The 19,835-nt window shown below is 27.6% G+C and carries 15 protein-coding genes; all 15 read right to left on the minus strand.

The genetic code is table 11. The features are described from left to right. Positions 1-19: 19 nt before the first annotated feature. From RR643_RS04520 to RR643_RS04590, 15 genes are read right to left on the minus strand one after another with little or no spacing between them, the layout of a single operon-like run. Positions 20-961 carry a glycosyltransferase family 2 protein gene (locus RR643_RS04520; protein ID WP_332482442.1) on the minus strand — a complete coding sequence of 314 codons (942 nt, stop codon included), beginning with the start codon at positions 959-961 and terminating at the stop codon, positions 20-22. A gap of 53 nt (positions 962-1,014) precedes the next feature. After that, positions 1,015-3,303, minus strand: a complete 2,289-nt coding sequence (locus tag RR643_RS04525) for a YfhO family protein (protein ID WP_332482443.1) — start codon at positions 3,301-3,303, stop codon at positions 1,015-1,017. Beyond that, complete coding sequence (locus RR643_RS04530; protein ID WP_332482444.1) at positions 3,296-5,347, minus strand: hypothetical protein; 2,052 nt, start codon at positions 5,345-5,347, stop codon at positions 3,296-3,298. The genes RR643_RS04525 and RR643_RS04530 overlap by 8 nt, the downstream gene beginning before the upstream one ends. Before the next feature lie 50 nt (positions 5,348-5,397). Beyond that, positions 5,398-6,261 (minus strand): ChbG/HpnK family deacetylase, encoded by an 864-nt coding sequence (locus tag RR643_RS04535; protein ID WP_332482445.1) that lies wholly within the window; start codon positions 6,259-6,261, stop codon positions 5,398-5,400. Next, positions 6,258-7,226, minus strand: a complete 969-nt coding sequence (locus tag RR643_RS04540) for a glycosyltransferase family 2 protein (protein ID WP_332482446.1) — start codon at positions 7,224-7,226, stop codon at positions 6,258-6,260. The genes RR643_RS04535 and RR643_RS04540 overlap by 4 nt, the downstream gene beginning before the upstream one ends. A gap of 52 nt (positions 7,227-7,278) precedes the next feature. Beyond that, complete coding sequence (locus RR643_RS04545; RefSeq protein WP_332482447.1) at positions 7,279-9,579, minus strand: YfhO family protein; 2,301 nt, start codon at positions 9,577-9,579, stop codon at positions 7,279-7,281. 60 nt (positions 9,580-9,639) lie between these two features. Continuing rightward, positions 9,640-11,952, minus strand: coding sequence for a YfhO family protein (locus RR643_RS04550; RefSeq protein WP_332482448.1), 2,313 nt, complete (start codon positions 11,950-11,952; stop codon positions 9,640-9,642). Then, the gene (locus RR643_RS04555) at positions 11,949-13,991 is read right to left on the minus strand and encodes a hypothetical protein (protein ID WP_332482449.1); all 2,043 of its coding nucleotides are present in this window, start codon (positions 13,989-13,991) and stop codon (positions 11,949-11,951) included. Before RR643_RS04555 ends, RR643_RS04550 begins: the two co-directional genes overlap by 4 nt. A gap of 8 nt (positions 13,992-13,999) precedes the next feature. Continuing rightward, the gene (locus RR643_RS04560) at positions 14,000-15,262 is read right to left on the minus strand and encodes a hypothetical protein (RefSeq protein WP_332482450.1); all 1,263 of its coding nucleotides are present in this window, start codon (positions 15,260-15,262) and stop codon (positions 14,000-14,002) included. Further along, positions 15,255-15,608 carry a DUF2304 domain-containing protein gene (locus RR643_RS04565; RefSeq protein ID WP_332482451.1) on the minus strand — a complete coding sequence of 118 codons (354 nt, stop codon included), beginning with the start codon at positions 15,606-15,608 and terminating at the stop codon, positions 15,255-15,257. Before RR643_RS04565 ends, RR643_RS04560 begins: the two co-directional genes overlap by 8 nt. A gap of 12 nt (positions 15,609-15,620) precedes the next feature. Further along, complete coding sequence (locus RR643_RS04570) at positions 15,621-16,289, minus strand: glycosyltransferase family 2 protein (protein ID WP_332482452.1); 669 nt, start codon at positions 16,287-16,289, stop codon at positions 15,621-15,623. A 20-nt stretch (positions 16,290-16,309) separates the two neighbouring features. Continuing rightward, a complete protein-coding gene (locus RR643_RS04575; protein ID WP_332482453.1) occupies positions 16,310-16,726 on the minus strand; it encodes a sugar 3,4-ketoisomerase in 417 nt (138 codons plus the stop codon). A gap of 9 nt (positions 16,727-16,735) precedes the next feature. Next, positions 16,736-17,833: a DegT/DnrJ/EryC1/StrS family aminotransferase gene (locus tag RR643_RS04580; RefSeq protein ID WP_332482454.1), complete on the minus strand. Its 1,098-nt coding sequence runs from the start codon at positions 17,831-17,833 to the stop codon at positions 16,736-16,738. Between the two features lies 1 nt (position 17,834). Then, the gene (locus tag RR643_RS04585) at positions 17,835-18,845 is read right to left on the minus strand and encodes a hypothetical protein (RefSeq protein WP_332482455.1); all 1,011 of its coding nucleotides are present in this window, start codon (positions 18,843-18,845) and stop codon (positions 17,835-17,837) included. Beyond that, positions 18,842-19,831, minus strand: a complete 990-nt coding sequence (locus RR643_RS04590; RefSeq protein ID WP_332482456.1) for a hypothetical protein — start codon at positions 19,829-19,831, stop codon at positions 18,842-18,844. The genes RR643_RS04585 and RR643_RS04590 overlap by 4 nt, the downstream gene beginning before the upstream one ends. Positions 19,832-19,835 lie beyond the last annotated feature (4 nt).

The following is a 19,835-nucleotide window of genomic DNA, read 5'->3' on the forward strand; positions in this document are numbered from 1 at the left end:
CTTCTATTTGATGAGTTGACTATTTTTTGCGATTTAAATCCTCTTCCTCAACAATATAAACTGGTCTATTTCTCGATGCATCCATGCTTCTCCAAATATATTCTCCTAAAATGCCTAGAGTTAATAAAATTAGTCCAGAAAATGCCAAAATTAGGATAGCTAAACTTGTATATCCAGCTACTGCTATTTTACCAGTAAATTTATCAATTAATACTTTAATCCCCCATATACATGATAAAACAAATGAAGCAAATCCAATGAACGTAATAAATTTTATAGGTGCGAAAGAAAAACTTACTAATGAATCTACAACCAATTTTACTTTTTTCGCTAATGTCCACTTCGACTTTCCTATTTCACGCTGTTTTCTTACATAATAAATACAATCAGTTTTAAAACCACACCACAGAATTTGTAATTGTAGCGATGAATTTTTCTCATCTAGTAGCTCTAGAGCTTTTATAACTTTTCTATCTAATAAATACCTATCAAATCCTGTTTTAGGCATGTTTTTTAATGCCAACTTTCTTACTAGCCAATAATATGTATTTGAAAAAAGTTTTTGTGAGAATCCCTCTTCTCTATCTTTTCTAACAGCTAATACAACGTTATTCCCCTTCTTCCAACTTTCAAACATCTCTAGTATGATCTCGGAAGGTTCTTGAAGATCAGCAGCCTTTAGCACAGCACAATCCCCAATTGAATTAGAGAAACCACATAAGTTTGCAGCATGTTCTCCGAAATTTCTTGAAAGACGAATACAATGAATTTTATTGTCTTTCTTAGCTAAATCTGACATAACATTCCATGAATTGTCCTGAGATCCATCATCTACCATTACAATCTCATAATCATCTTCTTTATCTAATTTAGTTAAAACTTTTTCATATAAATCATTATATAATGGAATTAAATTATCTTCATTATAATATACAGGAACAACAATTGATAAAACTGACATATAAATCCTCCCTTTATAGCATATCTATTATACATAAAATTCTATATCTTTTCCTAATTATTACTTTTTCTCTTTCTAATAAATTCCATAACTCCAATGCTAAAGGTTAATAGCAACCCTAATCCCGATAAAATAGCACCCAGTTTAAATCCTTTTGGTGTAAAATACATTTCTAAATAATTATCACCTTTATCAATAGGAATTCCAATAAATCCACCATTTACCTTAAATGGTTCTTTCTTAATGCCATTATTGATTATATTCCACCCTTCATCATATGGTAATGTCAAAATGGCAAAACCATCTGTTGTTGAATTAAATTGAGTAAATAAACTATTGTTCTCATAGTTAACATAATCAACAGTTATTGTTCCTTCATTTAGAAATGATTTTATTTCTTCATAGTTATCTTCTTCACTGATAACTGTATCTAAAATTTTTGTTACACAATTATCTACTTTACAATTACTTATACTATCAATTTTGCTATAAAGTTGTATAAGCGGTCTAAATTGCATGTTCTCATAAACCTTTAGCCATCTATAGTTGTCATTAATCAAATTCCATTGAATTCCAACTGGCAAATCAGCTTCATCTACAACTATTGCATATCTTGTATTCAAAAATTCCATTAATATTGGATCATCAATTAATATCTCATGGTAATCCTCTTTATTCATTATTAAATTCATTTGATTCCAGCTTGGAGAATAGGTTGAATCATAAGCCATTAAACCATTTATCTGATATATTAAACTCATATTTTGACTCAAATTCCAATATAATTTATTATAGTCCACATAAACACGATAATACTGATCAGGGCTTAAGCTATCCAAATAACCGCTTAAATCACCTCGTTTATCTTCTAGTACATGAGTTGCTTTATCTATAAACTCATATGTTCCATTTTCATCCATATTAATTTCTTTGTAAAATTGAAATGTTGCAAATGAAGTTAATTGAATAATCGATAAAATAAGAAATATTATTTCAAACTTTTCCCTTTTTTTGAGCAAAAAGTAAAAGACTATAGCCCATATAATCGAAATAAATAATAATGCATAATTATATTGATTTGTTGTAAATGAAAAGTCGTTTATATATCCCATTAAGGCAAAAAATCCAGCTACTACTAATAGGATATAAATTATCACCGTCTTCTTTAAAAGATTAATGTTAATATTTACATTATCGCTAGATAAAAATTGGCAGATAAAGATAACAAAAAACATTATCGTTATATATGTCCATCTAAATGATGGTTCTGAAAAACCATGAATAGCTGAAGTAAGTAGCGGGAAAATAAAGAAAACAATATTAAATACTAGAAATAACATGTTTGCTTTATTTGCTTTATTTTCTTTATTTTTAATCGAAAAGTGTTGAATTAATAAAAATAGACTTCCCGTCCCAATAAATAGAAAACATTGCTTAATTGCATATGGTAAATCAAACATTAAATCATAATTCCATAATGAATTATACAAATAGGTTGGAACCAATAGTGATAGCATATTATTTATTAAAATACGTAAGTCATATATTAATCCTAAATTAGAACCACTTCCAACACGACTGTTTCCAAGTATATATAATAGTGAAGGTACCAATACTATGGCAGATAAGAAAATACCTATAAAATATAATGACAAGAACAAAATGGATTTTTTAATAATTCCTTTAAAACTCTCTTTCAAAATATAATATCTAAAAATATAATAAAAGAATGCGAATATACTGAGAGTAATCATAAAATAATAATTATCTATAAACAAGAAAAATACGCAGAAAATTAGAGGTAACTTTCTATTATTTTGTAAGAAATGCTCAATAACTAGCAATAATAATGGCGCCAACGAGTAAAACGAAATAAAGAATTGTTGTTCACTAAATAGAATTAAGTAAGCTGATAAAGAATAAAGTAAGCCTCCAAAAATTGAGTATCTATCTTTAATACCAATTTTACTTAATAACGCAACCATAGTAACAGATGCGACAACAAACTTTAAACCGAAAAGAATTAGTGTCTTTGCTAAATAATCCATATTTAAAAACAAATTTCCAATTACTGAGTAGATATCAAATAAGCCAAAAAACGTTTTAGATGCATAAATATTATTTCCTAAAAACATATTCCAATCATAAAAATTTATTTTTCCTGAAGAGAATATTCCTGTTATTACTTTATCAAAAGTTGATTCGAACATATAACTTTGCTTTAAAACATCAACTCCGTTTACTAAAGGTTTATTAAGTATTAAATGAGGAGAGATAATAACTAAATAAACTAAAATTGATAAAATAATAATTAACCCATACTTTTTAAATTTTTTATTCATTATTATTTTCCCCTATCATATTTGAATTCCTTGTTACATAACCCTCACGAATATTATATTCCCAATAGTCATAATTAGTTTTGAAAACTCTATATTGCTCAAATTCAAATTTCTTTTCAACACAAGACCATAAACCTGATTCTAATTGCCAATTATATTGCGCATCAATAATTATATAATCAATTTCTTCTTTATTAGCATAATAACAAGCATTATTAAATTTTGACTCATCCTGATTTTCATCTAAATCGAGCTTATTCTCAAATATATCAATGAAAATAGGATCATCAATCGTATAAAATCTTGCACCAATTACAGACTCAAATTCATACTTAGAAAATAGATTTATACTTTCTATTTGAGAAACAATTCTAATGTCATTATCGGTGGATTCTTTGAGAATTAAATTATCAAATTGATTCATAAAATCGATATTACTGATTGAGGTGTGATATAACCAGGAATGATTATCATCATTTTTAATATAGTTATTTATTCTATTTGTTTTTAGTGAACTTATAATCAAAACAACTAGTAGCAGATAAGAAAAATGAATCAATTTCTTTTTATTTAAAACATTAATCAAAATCATTGCTAAAACAATAGGATTAAAAAATAAATCTGTAATTCTAAAATAAACTACCGAAGTTAGTAAATTGAAGATAATCCCATAACAAAATGGATTAAAAAAAGTAATAAATATTATCAACACCATAAGTTTAATATAATTCTGTTTGATTTTCTTATCAAATAAAAATATAAATATTATTATCCAAAAAGCAATATTATACAAAACTAGGAAGATTTCATTGTTAAAGAAGTTAAACTTAAATAAATCTGGGGCGTGATCAAAATACTCATCAAACTGAACAAACGCATTTAGAGAATCTGTTAATCCTATAAAAAATACACATGAAATTATTGCCAAAATAATAGGAATTATAATAAATGCTGTTTTAAAATATTTATTAATCCATTTTTCTAATTTTTCATCATTCTTCGTAAATAGAATATAAATACAAATTAGATATATCACACCAAATATGTATATGAATATACTATTAAAAACACAAGCATAACTAACTGGAAAAATTGAGAATAACAATAAATCCTTAATATAACCTACTCTATTATTCCAAACAGAATAAACCAATGAACAATACAACAAAATCACCGATAGAAAGAAACAAGTTGTTGATACAGCAATAGATGATCCAAACAGAATCAAGCAGAGTACTTTAGTATTATTATCATTCACTTTGTTTGAATAATGTCGATACAATAAATATATTAAGTAGGAAATACATATTTTTTTTAATGAATTTCCTACCCATGGGGCGAAATAAAACCAAAATTTAAGAAAGAAAGATGTAAATATAACTGAAGAAACTAGTAACATTGAGAACTTAGATTTCACTTTACTCACTATAATATTAAAAACTTCCACAGAAAAACAAGCAAATATCCAATAAAATACAATAGATGGTATCCATGTCATGTAACCTAAAGTTAAAAATGGATCATACAACCCTAAAACATTAAAAACAATTTTTATTAAATTATAGAAAGACGAATAAATTGTATAAAATGCTTGATAATCATACATTATATAAAATGTTGTCGATGACAAGCGGTTTTCTATATAAGGAACATAAAAGTTTAAATCAGAAACACTTAATTTGAACTGAATCTTTGTATAAAGTAATATGCATGTGAAGAAAAAAAGTGTAATAAAAATTGTTTTTATTAAATTTTCTTTTTTGAATTGTTTAGTTAAGTATTTAAATACAATTTTAATATTAAATAATATAATAATTAATATTGCAAAATTAATGATTATAAAAGAAAGTAAGTATATTTTACTTGTAGCTCGACAAACTGTTAAGAAATAGAAGAATACTTGAAAAACTGCAAGATAGAAAAAATATCCAATTGGGGAAGCATATGAAATATATTTTTCATATTTCAGTTTATTTAAAATAATAGACCCCATTGAAATTGATATAAATATCAAATATAAAGGTATAAGTAAATAAATAATCATGCTTTGCATACTTCTCTCCCCTAAGATTCTTTATTGTTGTAGTTTAAAATCTATAATTTATAGAGCGTTTCTCTTTCAATATCTCTATTTTTAGAAAGATAAAATCCTCTGTCTTCCTCATTAAGTTCAGTTTCCAATTCATTATTTTGAGATGATCCTGGATGGAAAATCATTTCAATTTTTCTTTCTTTTTTAAGTGAATATTTGTAGAATTCATTTTTAAGTATTTCAATTCTCTCGTAATCCATCTTACCACTCATGATTAATCCCCAAATATACATCTTTTCCAGATTAAGTTGATTACAATGCTTCTCTACATAAAATGAAAATAAGTTTAAAATTAAATTTTTTACAATATTAACAACAGAATATGTTTTATAAAGTTTTGGTTGTTTTAAATACGGTAATATTGGTTCTTTTGAAACTCTAATATAAGATAATTTCAATTCATTTTCATTCACAACTTCAACAAGTGCCTTAAAGACAATAGGTATCATATGTAAATGTTGATGAGAATCTATTCGAATATTCTTAGTATCTAATGCATTAATACCTTTTAGTAGTTGATTTTTAAGTTCATGTTTTATTTCTTTTTTAATAGCGTTTCTATTAGGTGAAAAATTTAATATAAAGAAATCAAACCAGCTCCTCTTAAATTTAGAGTCACCATCTACGAGCCATTGAATATCTTTTTTATTTGATACAGCTTTACCTTCGAGCAAATTAAGATGTATCGAAATATTTTTAGACTTGGAAATAATTCTTAATTTATCTAATGCCTCATCAAAACAACTCATGTTAACCATTAAACTAATACTGTCAAGCTTGTTGTCTTGACATAAGTCAAATATTACATTTGATGTTGCTGTTGTTAATCCAAAATCGTCAGCATGCTTATCAATAATTACCGTCATCGTTTATTCTCGTCTTTCCAAATAAATGATTCAATAATATATCTTGGTCTATGTTTTGTTTCCATATATATTCGCCCTATATACTCACCTATAATCCCTAGTGACAAAATTGTTATGCCTCCAACTAACCAAATAGATATCAGTGATGTTGTATAACCAGCCACATTAACTCCCTTAAACCAATCAATAATACTTATTCCAATCATAATAATACTAAGGAGAAACATTACAACTCCTATAATCATAATTATTCTAATTGGTTTAATTGATAATGATGTAATACCATCAGTAGCCAAAGTAAGCATTTTTGACAATGTATATTTAGATTTACCAAACTCTCTTTCTTTCACATCAAAATACACTGTATCTGATTGAAATCCGATTAAATGAATTAATCCTCTTAAGAATAGATTTACTTCTTTAAACTCACCTAATGCCTCTAGCGCTTTTTTTGACATTAATCTATAGTCGGCATGATTAGGGATTATATCAACTCCTAAAAAAGATAATAGTTTATAATACAATGTAGCTGTCATTTTTTTGAAAACTCCGTCTGTACTTCTATCGTTTCTTATACCATAAACAATTTCATTTCCATCTTGAAATTTTTCTATAAAATTATCTAATGCATTAATATCTTGTTGCAAGTCTGCATCAATTGTAATAACAGCATCCGCATAATCTTTTGATGTCATCATTCCCGCTAAAATTGCATTTTGATGTCCAACGTTTTTAGACAACAAAAGACCAGAAAATAGTGAGTTGTTCTCACATATTTCTGTAATTATTTTCCCCGTATCATCTTTACTACCATCATTAACAAGCATTACTTTACTTTTCTTTGAAATCATTTTCTTTGTCTTAATTAACTCATTCATTTTGATTTCAAGTTTCTCACATGATTGTTTTAGACCCTCAGACTCATTATAACAAGGTACTACTATATAAATTACATTTCTCCCCATAAATTAAGATCACTTCACTTTCCCTATAATTTTACCATAAAACAATAATCTTTTAACTGATATTGTCCTTTTTTCTCCTAATTAGAACTAATCCCAATAACATTACTATACCAGTAAATGAACATATTAATCCTATCTTAAAACCATCCGGTGTAAAGTACATTTCGATAACATGTTCTCCCTTCGGAACTTGGATCCCCATAAGACCACCATTAACCTTGAATTTCTTTAGTTCTTGTCCATTGACACTTATATTCCAACCCTTGTCATATGGTATTCCTACTACCACAAAACTATCTTTAGGTGTCTCATATGACGCCAAAATATGATTACCACCATATTTTATATTTTCTAGTGCAAACACACTGTCACTTAAAAGACCTTTAATTTCTGACAACTCATTATCTTCAGTAATAACTTCACTTAGAAATAATGATGTATCCGGATTATTCTTATACTCGGATATAGAAATTGCTGAATTATAGCTTGTTCCTAATGGTCGATAATGGTCATTTCTATAAATCTGTAACCCTCCTCGGTATGAATCGGTTATAAGTCTCCAATCAACGTTACTTGGGAGTTCACTTTCATCAACAACTACAGCGTATTTTGTATTAAACAAATTAACCAAGTTTCCATCAGTAATTTCTATTTTCCACCAATTATCACCTTTATTTATCAATTCATTCATTTGGTCAAAACTTGTAGTATAAGTGGAATCATAAGTCATTAATCCTTTAAGATTGTAGTAAACACCATTATTTCTACTATATGACCAATAAATACTATCCAAAGGAACATAAACTCTATAAAACTGATTTAAATTTTCATCTTCAAGGCTTAATAAATATTCATTAAACTCATTTTCATTTGTTTCCAAAACATGTGTTGAGTTTCGAATAAAATCTCTATCTATTCTATATGTTCTATACAATGCATCGTTATAATAAATATAACCAAATGTTGTCATTTCTACACAAACAATCACAATTAGTAATGCTTTTTTATACTTATTTGAACTCAATAACAAAAGGCTAAACCCAACAATAAAGATTACAGACACTAAGAAAATTTTAAATTGATCTAAATAGGTTGATCCAAGCAATGATAAGTCATTTTTCAGCAATAAACATAAAAACGGTATATATCCTATCAATACTACAGAAGTAACAATCACTGTATAAACTAATTTACGCTTATTAAGTTTCTCAAGATTATCCAAACCCAGAGCAACAAAGTAAATATTCATAAATATAATGAAACATGTCCATCTAAACGAAGGTTCTGAGAATCCATGCATCATTGAATTAAATGCAGGTACAAAGAGGATTATGCTGAAAACTAAATATAAAAGATAGACTGCTTTCTTTTTATTCTTGTTTAGAATATGAAGTACTTGTGGAATTAGAAGTATAAATAAAGAACCACACCATAGATTTAACTCTTCATAATTGTACCAAGCAGCAAACATGTTTCTTTCATAAAGAAGGTTATAAGTATGATTTGGTACAAACATCCCAATGAGCAAATTAAAATATATTGAGAGAGGTTCAAATATCCATAAGGATTCCTTCACAACGCCTACACGCGAGTTTCCAGTAATGAACATTATGGTTGGTACAAACAATACACCAGAAATTAATGCACCTACTATATAATATAAAACTAAAGTAAATGCAGATTTAATAAAACCTTTGAATCCTTCGTTTATAAAGTAGTATCTAAAAGTAAAATAAATTACCATAAAAATTGAGAGAGAATATACCATATAATAATTGGTAAATATTAATAAAGCTAAACTTAGAATAAATATATACGGCTTTCTATTTTTGAAGTAAATCTCCATACCACCAAATAATAAAGGAAATAAAACATAAAACGATAAGAATTGTAATTGCGAGGTAAAGAAGATAGCATAAGATGAAAATACAAACATGATGCAACATATATTTTTAACCCATTCTTTAAATTTAAATTGAGACAAATAAAAATACATTGTACAAGCCGCTGTTGCAAACATCATCCAATGCAAAACTACTTGCAAATCAAAGAAGTGCAAATTTTTAAACAAATAACCTATTAAGACAAATATATTACCAGTTACATAAAAGCTCTTAGCTGCAAAAAAATTATTTCCCAAGAAAAAGTTCCATGAATAAAATGGTAATTCACCTGTTAAGAAGAATTGATCAATAAGACGGTAATATTCTTTGATAAATTGTCCCCAGAGTTCTTGTGTATCAAATCCCAACACAACTGGCTGGTTAGTGGATATATAAGGAGTCAAGAAAATAACATATATTACTGATGATATTATCAATAATAGTAATAATGATTTAACATTTTTCTTCATAACTATCTCCTTCTTCAGATTTATTAATTATATCAAATTAAATGCATTAAAAAAAGACAATCAAAGTTGTCTTCTTTTTAAAATTAGATCAATAGTAATTGCGATAGCAAGCATAGCTACTCCAATTCCACTAATGATGCCTCCTATTTTCAATCCAGGAATTGAATAGTACATCTCAAGACTAACTTTACCACTAGGTATAGTCAGTCCAATAAATCCACCATTTACTTCATATTTTTCTATTTCAGTTCCATTTATTTTTATATTCCAACCTTCATCATAGGGTAATGTCAAAACCATAAAACCACCATCTGACTCAATTGTTCCAAGTAGATAATTATCTTTGTATCGAATATTCTCTAAAATTCCACTATTATCGTTCAAATTATTCAATATCTCATCAAAATCTTCTTCATCGCACAGAACATAATTTAAAAAGTCTTCGGTATTGCTATAATCATCATATACCTTGACAGCATCGTACATTGTTCCTAATGGCCTATAGTTTTTATTTCTATACACAGATACCCATCCACGATAATTATTGGTTATTAACTCCCAGTCAACCCCTATTGGTAGCTGACTTTCATTAGCTACCAATGCATATTTTGTATTTACGAAAGTCATTACATTAGGTTCATTGACCGATATATATGTTGTTGCCGAGAAAAGCATCTCCGGTACTAATTCATAGAGTTTTTGTAGACTTGGCGCAAACAATGAATTATAGGTAGATAACCCATTTAAATCATAAAACATTGCAGTATTTTGCCCAAAATCCCAATATAAATCCATTTTATCAACATAAACACGATAGTATTCACTTGAGTTACCTGGTTCCAGATTACTTAAATACTCATTTAATCCATTCTCTTTGTCTTCAAGTAAACTTGTCGCTTTATTCATAAAATCATAAGAGTGACGCTCGTTTGCTATTGAATAAGGAGCTAATGCATATTTCCATACTCCTACCATTTCCAATAGTGTGAAAATGCAAATAATCCAAACTATACTTTTATTTTTCCTATTTATATAAACGATGAGTGCAAAAATAATAATAGAAATTATAGCGAAACCCGCATATAGATAACTCTTTGAATAATCTCCTATCATTTCACTATTTACAATATATGGAGAAATATAGACAAAACTAATCATTATAATTGATACACAACTTGTAACAATTATATATTTTCTCGTAATCTCTTTTAATCTATCAAATTGCATGGAAACAATGATAATCAATAAAATTTGTATGAATACTGTCCCTCTAAATGATATATCACTAAACCCATGCATTGCTTGAATTGCAAACGGGAAAAATAAAATAATCAGACAAGATATAATACCAAAAATGGATCCTATTTTAACATTATCTTTTTTCCTTATAAACACCATCGGTAAAATGATGAAAATAAAAGTGCCTCCCCACATGAATAACTCGTTTAAGGAATAATTTCCTGGGTTAAATGAATAAGCAATACCCTTAAATGCATGCAAAGGCAAGAAAAGTGATGCTATAATTTGTAAATAAATTTTAAAATTATCATAAACTAATGAAAATTCATATCCACCAATTCGTTGATTCCCCGATAAATATAGAATCACAGGATACAAAACTATCCCTGCCATCAGTACACCAATAATATAATAAATTATCATCTCAAGTGTTTGTTTAAATCTTAATAAATAATAATCTTTATTATTTTTAAATCCATATTTAATTAAATATCTAAATAAAACATAGATAACTGTAAAAAATGATAACGAGAAAAAATAATAATAATTTGTAACAGCCAGTGTCATCGTTAAAATTGATAATAACCATTTATATTTTTTATCTAGAAAATATTCTATAGCTACAAAATAAATGGGTAGAAAAGTAAAAAATGTTGTAAATGTATTATATACACTGAAGTAGCACATGCTCGCACAAAAAGCATAACTAATACCTCCCAACACTTTGATTGATGGTTTAATTTCATATTTTGATAATAACCAGTAAATTCCTAAAGCAGATAAAATACACTTTACTATCTGAAATATTAATAAACCATCCCAAAAATTTAAATTAAGAAGGATTGATAAGATAGTAAAAATATCCGTTACATTATAAAATATCTTCGAAACAAGAAAATTAGTTCCCAAAAAATCTGACCAAGAATAAAAGTTAAGTTTACCTGTTTCGAAAAATTGATGAATTATTTGCGAATATTCTTGATAAAATGCGAAATTTTGCTCACGTGTATCAATAGTTACGTACTCAAAAGGTATTTGCTTCAATAATAGCGGACCGTAAACTATTAAGCACCCAGTAAAAACAAGTCCAATTAACAGTAATAAATATTTATATTCTCTCTTCATCTTCTTCATTTCTTTCTAGTATCCTCAACAAATCCTTGTTTTATGTTATATTCCCACATATCATATCTTATTTTAAAAACTCGATAATTATTAACTTCAAATATCTTCTCAAGACATGGCCACATTCCAGATTCTAATTGCCAATTGTATTGAGCATCAATAATAACATATTCAGCGTCTTTTTCATAAGCAAGTTGGCAAGCTTGATTATAATCTACTTCATAGTCATCACTATTTGGTTCTCGTCGATAAAAAACTGTAGAAAAATTTGTCTCATCTAGTTTTTGTAAATAATGTGTTTGCCAATTAAATAGGTTAATGATATTCAATTTACTAAACATTCCAGTCCCATATGCCTGCGATATAACTTTATACTCTTCTTTTTGATCATTCATATATAGATATTTATCAAATTCTTCGAACAATTTGATATCATTATTTGTGGTATGGTAAATATAATTATAATCATCATTTTCTATTGTTTTAACATTAAACTGATAAATTTGAAATGACGAAATAATTAGACAACTATATAAGATTATAATGAATACCTTAAACAATTTATTTTTAACTAAATTATAAACAGTGAAAAAAATAAAAGATATTACAAGTGGATTGTAAAATAAATCAGTAATTCTAAAAAACACAATATTTGTAAAGAATTTGTACACAAAGTCATGTACGAAAGGATTGAAGAACGTAACAATTGTTGATAGCAACATGATTGATATGAAATTTCTCTTCCTGATTCCAATAACAATAACAACCACTATAATTAACCAATAACTCAAATTGAATAATTGTGTATATATTGATGCTCCATATCCTGAGAATCTCAATAAATCCGGTACAAAATCATAACTTGGTCGAATCCAAAAACTTTTTGGAATGTCCGAAAAAAGAATTTTTAATGGTTCAATATATGGCACAACGGTGAAAATCAAAGGAATAATCAATGCTATCAACCACCAAATCTTAAATAAGAATTTCTCGCAAATTGATATTTTTCTAGTCACTATTAAAACTACGAAAACAAAATACATTGGTAATATCCCATATATTATACTTGGCATAAATACAATGGCAAAAAGAGAAGGAAAAAATGCAAGAATCAGTAATTCTTTAATAAAGCCTTCCTTCTTACAGACTAAGCTGTAAACCAAATATGAATACAAAAGAATAATTGATAAAAATAAGCCAGACGATGATAGTGAAATCATTGACTGAAAAAGAATCACATTCACAATGAGAAAACTAGTTTTTCTATTTTTTATATACTCATATAAAAAGTAGATGAGATAACATATTGCTATTCTTCTAAAAGAGTTACCATAATATGGAGTAATTATAGTCCAAGAGTTCAACAAAGAACATGATAATACTAGAATACTCACTATAATGCTACCAACTGAAATCTTAACTTTTTTTACGAAGATACTAATAATATTAACAATTGTTAAACTAAGAATAAAATAATTAACAATTGCCATAACCCACGACATGTAAGGATATACTAATACATCTGTGTATAAATTGATTTTAGAGAGAAACCCAGTCCAATATTTTAACGATGCGATTAAATTATAATATACCTGATAATCATATTGATTACTATACACTACTGGTATGCCAGAAGGATTAATTAAACCACTTACATATTTTGTATAAAATATTGAGTCTGTCGTTTTAATTGTGATATCAACATTTGAAAACAGAAAAAGTAAAAACACTGTTAGGCATATAGATAAAAGCAAATACCATTTATATTTATATATTCTTTTTAACCCTAATAAAATTATCTTATAGTTAAAAATATATATGGCTATTATCAATATGACTAATAGAATGAAATAATAATGAAACCAGTTATTATTAAGACCAACAAATCGATATACATATTGGAATATTTGTAACAATGCCATAAAAATTAAAAAACCTATAGGTGTAGAGAAATATACCTTCTCTATCTTTAGCTTGTATAAAACTAATGAGCCAATCATATAGGAAATTAGAATCAAAAATACTGCTGATATTCCAAAATAAATCATTTTTCCTCCTAGTTACCAATAACCCCTTCAATGTATTTACGTAGTTCTTTTGTTGCAAATTCATTTTCAAATTCTTCAATTGGATAATTAAAATGTTTCTTTCTCTCATTGAGTAAAGAATTTAAACGTTTCTTTATTTCATTTTTGTTATTAAAAGTACAAGTATAACCAAGCGATTCAAATATTCTAGTAGTTGGACTATTTTTGGTAGTTAAGATAAATAAGTCCTTTTTCAACAATATATATTCCAATGTCTTTGAAGGTAAATAAGGTTGAATTTCATTTTCAGGAAGAATCGTATCAAATAATGCAAGCATATCGCTTTCCTTCATCAGTCTCATTACTTCATCATATGGTATTTTATCATGAAATTCAAATAAATCAGAAATATCATACTCTTGTATCATCTTCATATATCTAGGAATGAATTCTCCATATTGTTTAAAAATGATTTGTTTACTTAGTTTGGGATTATCATTCTTTAATTCTTTTAAGGCTAATAAAAATAAATCAATTTTTCTTAATCCATATACTCTTCCAAAATGCGATATAGTAAGCTTCTCATTTCTTACTTTGTCATTTTCTTTGAGAAGTTTTGAATAAATATCCCAGTCATTAATATAATTCAATGGACTAATAATGGATTTTTCTTTAAGTTCCTCTTCGTTTTTATAGTGACTAATCATAAAATCACGTTGTTCTTCGCAAATGTATACTATTTTATCCGCATACCTCATCGCGATTTTTTCATACCATGAATTCATATAAATCCATATATAAACAAAAAAGCCAATCTTCACAATTAGCGGATACTCTTTTATAGTTTCTTTATCATATTTATATGGAGATTTATAAAGGGGATCGGAAAATGAAGCAACCCATTTAATATTTGGATTTTTCTTTTTAACACAATATGCTGCCCAGTGAGTAAAACTAGGAATAGAAGAAGAATACACTACACCATAATCACTAGTTAGACTTTTCTTAACCGCTGCTCTTTTATATTTAAATATATTAACGATACCTTCAATTACGTTTTTTTTCTCTAATGATGCTACCGCTTGATCATATTTGCATACATAATCAATTTTAAATTTGCGCATATTCTCATCACTATTGATTGCTGATAAAATACCTTGATCTACTTTTCCTTCTAATGCAACAACATCCATCTCTGCATTAACTAATCTTAAATGCTTATAACTCAGTAGTGTAACAGTATCATTAAAAGGAACAAATCCACCCGGCAATACCAATACTTTCTTAGTCATGTTTAACCATCTCATCTATCTTCTTTGACAACTTTGCAACTTCATAAGTTAGATTTCTTATTTCTTCATTTTGCTTTGATATTTTCATGAACAAATAAAAACATAGGATATATACTAGAAAAATTGTGAGCAAGAATACTGTATTAGATGCAGTTTGCACACCCAACAAATCTGAAATCGTAATTAATATTGTAGGGAACGCGCTAAGCAAGAGAATTATTATCCCCCATAATATCCAAACGACACCATATCTCACATTCATTTTATACTTAACTACACAAAGAGTAACAAATATTACAGTAATAAAAGAGGCTAATAACAATGCAATTTGTAATTTTACTGACATAACTTTATCTCCCTACCACTGTATAAATAGTATGCTTACACAGATATTTATCATAAATTTGATTGAGTTTAAAGGATTTTTGAAAAAGCTAGTACCTGCTTCTCTTTCTTCCATTTCTACTTGCACTTCTTTAACTTTGAAACCTCTATGTAATGCATATGCAACTGCATCAGGTTCAGCAACAAAATTCATACTCGAAGCAAATTCTTCAATCAATTCATTTCCTATTGCCCTCATTCCACTAGTTGGATCTGTTAATGTAACTCCTGTTTTAAGTTTAATACATAATTGTATTATTCTACTACCTAGCATCCTAAAACTCCAAGGTTTCTTTTCCTCTAAAAATCTTGATCCAACGACATAGTCGTATCCTTCATCAAGTTTTTCAAGAATTCTATCAATATATTCTGGTTTATGTTGACCATCTCCATCAATTACAATTGCAGCATTGTATCCATAATCATGAGCATATTTAAAACCTGCTTGAGTAACCCCTGCAAGTCCCATATTGTTGCATAAATCTATATGATTAAGATTCAACTCATCCAATATAATAGATGTCCTATCATTAGAGCAATCATTCACAATAAGGTAATCATATGAAAAAAGATCTAATCTAGATACAAGATTAGATATGTTATCTTCCTCATTAAAAGCTGGAACAATAACTAATGTTTTCATTGAGTCTCCTTTTCTTTTTGTTACAAAGTAAGAGTTTGTGTAAATTTAATATATTCATTTATATCTCTTATATATTCTTCATCATTATAATTTTCATCCGAAAAGACCAATAATATAGAGTCTTTAGAAAAATCATACATCGATTTCCACAGATTTTTTGGAACATATAAGCCTTCAGACGTTTCTTCTAAAATAAATTCACGATAATCTTCTCCATCAAAAACTTTGATTTTGCATGAACCCTTTATGGATAAGAAGAAAAAAGAACTTTTTTTATTGGCATGATTACCTCTTGACACCCCATTAACTGTTTCACAAATATAAAATATTCTTTGAATGTTGAATGGAATATCTTTACTACCTTCAACAACCATTAGTCTTCCTCTATCGTCTCCTTTTTCAGAAATACTTATTAACCTACAGTCTTTGATTTTCATAAATGCTCCTTATATTTTGAATTCATTTATCATTCGAATTACGTATTCTTGCGCTTCAATAGACAAACCATTATAAATTGGAATTGAAAGAACTTCGTTTGCTTTTAATTCTGCCACAGGGTAAGTTCCTTTAACGTACTCCCCGTTATTATAACATTCCTGCATAAAAGGTGGAACTGGGTAGTGAATAATTGTTTGAATCCCTTTTATCTCCAAATAATTCATTAGCTCATCTCTATGCTTAGATTCGATAACAAACTGATGCCAAACGGTAGTGCATTTTTCATCTATTCTTGGCAATGAAACTAAATTATTTGATATTCCATTAAGATATTTTTCAGCAATTTTATTTCTTTCCTCTTGTAACTCATTTAGATGTGATAATTTAACTCTTAATAATCCAGCTTGTATTTCATCTAATCTAGAGTTTGTTCCACAAACTTCATTATAATACCTAGTTTTACTACCATAATTTCTAAATACTCTAATTTTATCAGCAATTTCTGAATTGTTTGTCACAATCGCTCCACCATCACCAAAACAACCTAAGTTTTTTGTAGGATAAAAACTGAAACATCCAACATCTCCCCACGCACCTGTCATTATTTCGTCATATTTAGCACCATGCGATTGCGCACAGTCTTCAACTAAAAATATATTATATTTCTTGCATAAAGATTTAATTTTATCCATCTTCGTTGCTTGTCCATATAAATGAGTAACTATAATTGCTTTTGTTTTATCAGTTATTTGTTGTTCTACAAGAGAATCATCTATGTTGTGAAAGTTATTAGGTTCAACATAAACAGGGGTAGCATCATTCATTGTTATCGCAAGAACTGTTGCAATATAAGCATTCGACTGAACAATAACTTCATCACCTTGTTTAATGCCTAAAACTCTAAGTGAAATCCATAAAGCATCCAATCCATTAGCAACCCCTACACAATAATCAGTACCAGTAAATGTAGAAAACTCTTTCTCAAACTCTTTTACTTCATTTCCAAGAACATACCAACCACTTCTTAAAACTTCGACTGCCTTTTGTTCATACTCATTTTTGAATAATTCAAACTGTTTATTCAAATCATTAACTAAAACATCCATTTTATAACTCCTTCTCAACCTTTTCAACATACTGAATAGCATTATCGTAACTTATTATATCATTCTTATTTCTTATAGCATACTGCATAATATTACGTCGTATAAATTTAGATATAACATTCCTGGAATAGTTCTTCTTCAAATCAAATTTAATATCATAATTATTCATTAATTTTTCTCTAATTATCAATATTTCATATTGATAATTACAATATAAATATTGCTTTAGCTTGTTGTCACCTTTCCCAATATTTATATTTACAGAATTAGAGGAAATATATCGTAAATTTTGAAAATGATAGAACACCACTGGAATTTTCTTATCATTAATATATACAAAATTATGGTTATCATAAGTATACTGTTTGAAATTCCAAGGGGCTATTCCTGCACCTCTATTCTTAACGGCATACGTTTGAGGGAATAATAGTTCGAACTTATTTAAATACTTTTGATCACCCATCCGGTCTTTTTCAATTTTTGCATAACACCATTCATAGCATTTATCAGCCCACCAATTTAAAACTTGCATTCCATATTCATTATTTCTAAAAAAATTGAATTGGACACAGTATTTACCATAAAGTTTTTCAAGAACTCTGTCATAAGGAGTATTTGAAAAAAAATGACTTACGATCATCACATCTTTATCTTTGGGTATCTCGTTAAATAAAATTTTAGGACTCGAAAAAAAATAAATATCAGCATCAATGTATGTACAACATTCTTCATTAAATTTTTCAAGAACATATTTAATTATAAACGGTGTACAAGTCCAACAATATTCAGCAGGGCTTCTCGTATTCTTAACGTTGATTAAATCTTCTGTTTCAAAATCGCAAAGCCTAATTAAAACCATATACTTTAGACGCATATCATTAAGGATGTTATAACATTGTTCATCAAAACAAAAAACATATAATTTAAATTCATCTTTGACTTTCACCAAAGATGAATAAAGTGCTAATCCTTTATCTAAATATCTACTATCAAATAGTGTACAAAAAATCATATAAATTTCCTCGATATTATCTTCTTGAATGAAGTATAAAATTTCCTAATATTTAATTTTCTTATATTTTCAACTCCAAAAAAATAAGTCAATATCAATAAAAAATAATTGCTTATTTTCATTACGATACTAGGTTTATAGCATTTGGCAAACTCATCTTCCATATTTTTATCTACATAAAAATCAGTAAATTCAATACATTTCTCTTTAATTTGGCCTTGAAGATATATCTTCTTATATTCATTTACTTTTATAAGATTGTGACTACCTGATTCATCCATTCCTATGTTTTTAACTTTTGAAATAATTGGGTAGACTGTGTAGGTATCATTTATAAAACTGTTGAAACTCCAACGAATTGCCCAAGAATCAATCAATTTCAGTATTTGATGATCCATCATCATTGATAAATCTTTTCCTCCTTTATTAAATCTTTTCCTTTGCATAAAAGAGAACATATTATATTCGCTACAATTCCAATCAACTTTATTCCATCTATCCCTCCATGTTCCCCAACCCCAACTGTTTATTCGTGGAGCAAAAAAGACATTATTTCCATTATTAATCCTTAAAGTAGGTGTATTACCACTAACAGACCATACTTTGGCATTTTCTTGATAATAACTTAATGCCTCGTTCATGTATTTTAGAAAATCTCGTGATAACATTAAGTCATCTTCCAAAACAATAACAGTTTCATATTTTTCAAATAACTGACTTATCCCGCCTATAACTGAATTGGCTAATCCCTTATTACTAACACTTTCAGTTATTGATAAACTTTTGAATTTGTTGTTACTTTGTAATGAATTAATAATTTTTCTTGTTTCAACAATTTCATCACTCATCATAGTTCCAATTTTAGGACCATCAGCAAAAATAAATACATCAGTTTCATTTGACAGATAATTTTCATTTAAGCTCTCTAACATCTTTTTTGTATGAATAGGTCTATTATATACAAAAATTACAACTGGTGCGTACATAGTT

Origin of the sequence: Anaerorhabdus sp. (genome assembly GCF_036637135.1) — a bacterium.
GTDB lineage: Bacteria > Bacillota_I > Bacilli_A > Erysipelotrichales > Erysipelotrichaceae > Anaerorhabdus.

What these genes read in the sequence shown, in the direction of transcription:
- RR643_RS04520 (WP_332482442.1), bottom strand. Translation starts at nt 961, where the DNA reads ATGTCAGTTTTATCAATTGTTGTTCCTGTATATTATAATGAAGATAAT.
- RR643_RS04525 (WP_332482443.1), bottom strand. Translation starts at nt 3,303, where the DNA reads ATGAATAAAAAATTTAAAAAGTATGGGTTAATTATTATTTTATCAATT.
- RR643_RS04530 (WP_332482444.1), bottom strand. Translation starts at nt 5,347, where the DNA reads ATGATTATTTATTTACTTATACCTTTATATTTGATATTTATATCAATT.
- RR643_RS04535 (WP_332482445.1), bottom strand. Translation starts at nt 6,261, where the DNA reads ATGACGGTAATTATTGATAAGCATGCTGACGATTTTGGATTAACAACA.
- RR643_RS04540 (WP_332482446.1), bottom strand. Translation starts at nt 7,226, where the DNA reads ATGGGGAGAAATGTAATTTATATAGTAGTACCTTGTTATAATGAGTCT.
- RR643_RS04545 (WP_332482447.1), bottom strand. Translation starts at nt 9,579, where the DNA reads ATGAAGAAAAATGTTAAATCATTATTACTATTATTGATAATATCATCA.
- RR643_RS04550 (WP_332482448.1), bottom strand. Translation starts at nt 11,952, where the DNA reads ATGAAGAAGATGAAGAGAGAATATAAATATTTATTACTGTTAATTGGA.
- RR643_RS04555 (WP_332482449.1), bottom strand. Translation starts at nt 13,991, where the DNA reads ATGATTTATTTTGGAATATCAGCAGTATTTTTGATTCTAATTTCCTAT.
- RR643_RS04560 (WP_332482450.1), bottom strand. Translation starts at nt 15,262, where the DNA reads ATGACTAAGAAAGTATTGGTATTGCCGGGTGGATTTGTTCCTTTTAAT.
- RR643_RS04565 (WP_332482451.1), bottom strand. Translation starts at nt 15,608, where the DNA reads ATGTCAGTAAAATTACAAATTGCATTGTTATTAGCCTCTTTTATTACT.
- RR643_RS04570 (WP_332482452.1), bottom strand. Translation starts at nt 16,289, where the DNA reads ATGAAAACATTAGTTATTGTTCCAGCTTTTAATGAGGAAGATAACATA.
- RR643_RS04575 (WP_332482453.1), bottom strand. Translation starts at nt 16,726, where the DNA reads ATGAAAATCAAAGACTGTAGGTTAATAAGTATTTCTGAAAAAGGAGAC.
- RR643_RS04580 (WP_332482454.1), bottom strand. Translation starts at nt 17,833, where the DNA reads ATGGATGTTTTAGTTAATGATTTGAATAAACAGTTTGAATTATTCAAA.
- RR643_RS04585 (WP_332482455.1), bottom strand. Translation starts at nt 18,845, where the DNA reads ATGATTTTTTGTACACTATTTGATAGTAGATATTTAGATAAAGGATTA.
- RR643_RS04590 (WP_332482456.1), bottom strand. Translation starts at nt 19,831, where the DNA reads ATGTACGCACCAGTTGTAATTTTTGTATATAATAGACCTATTCATACA.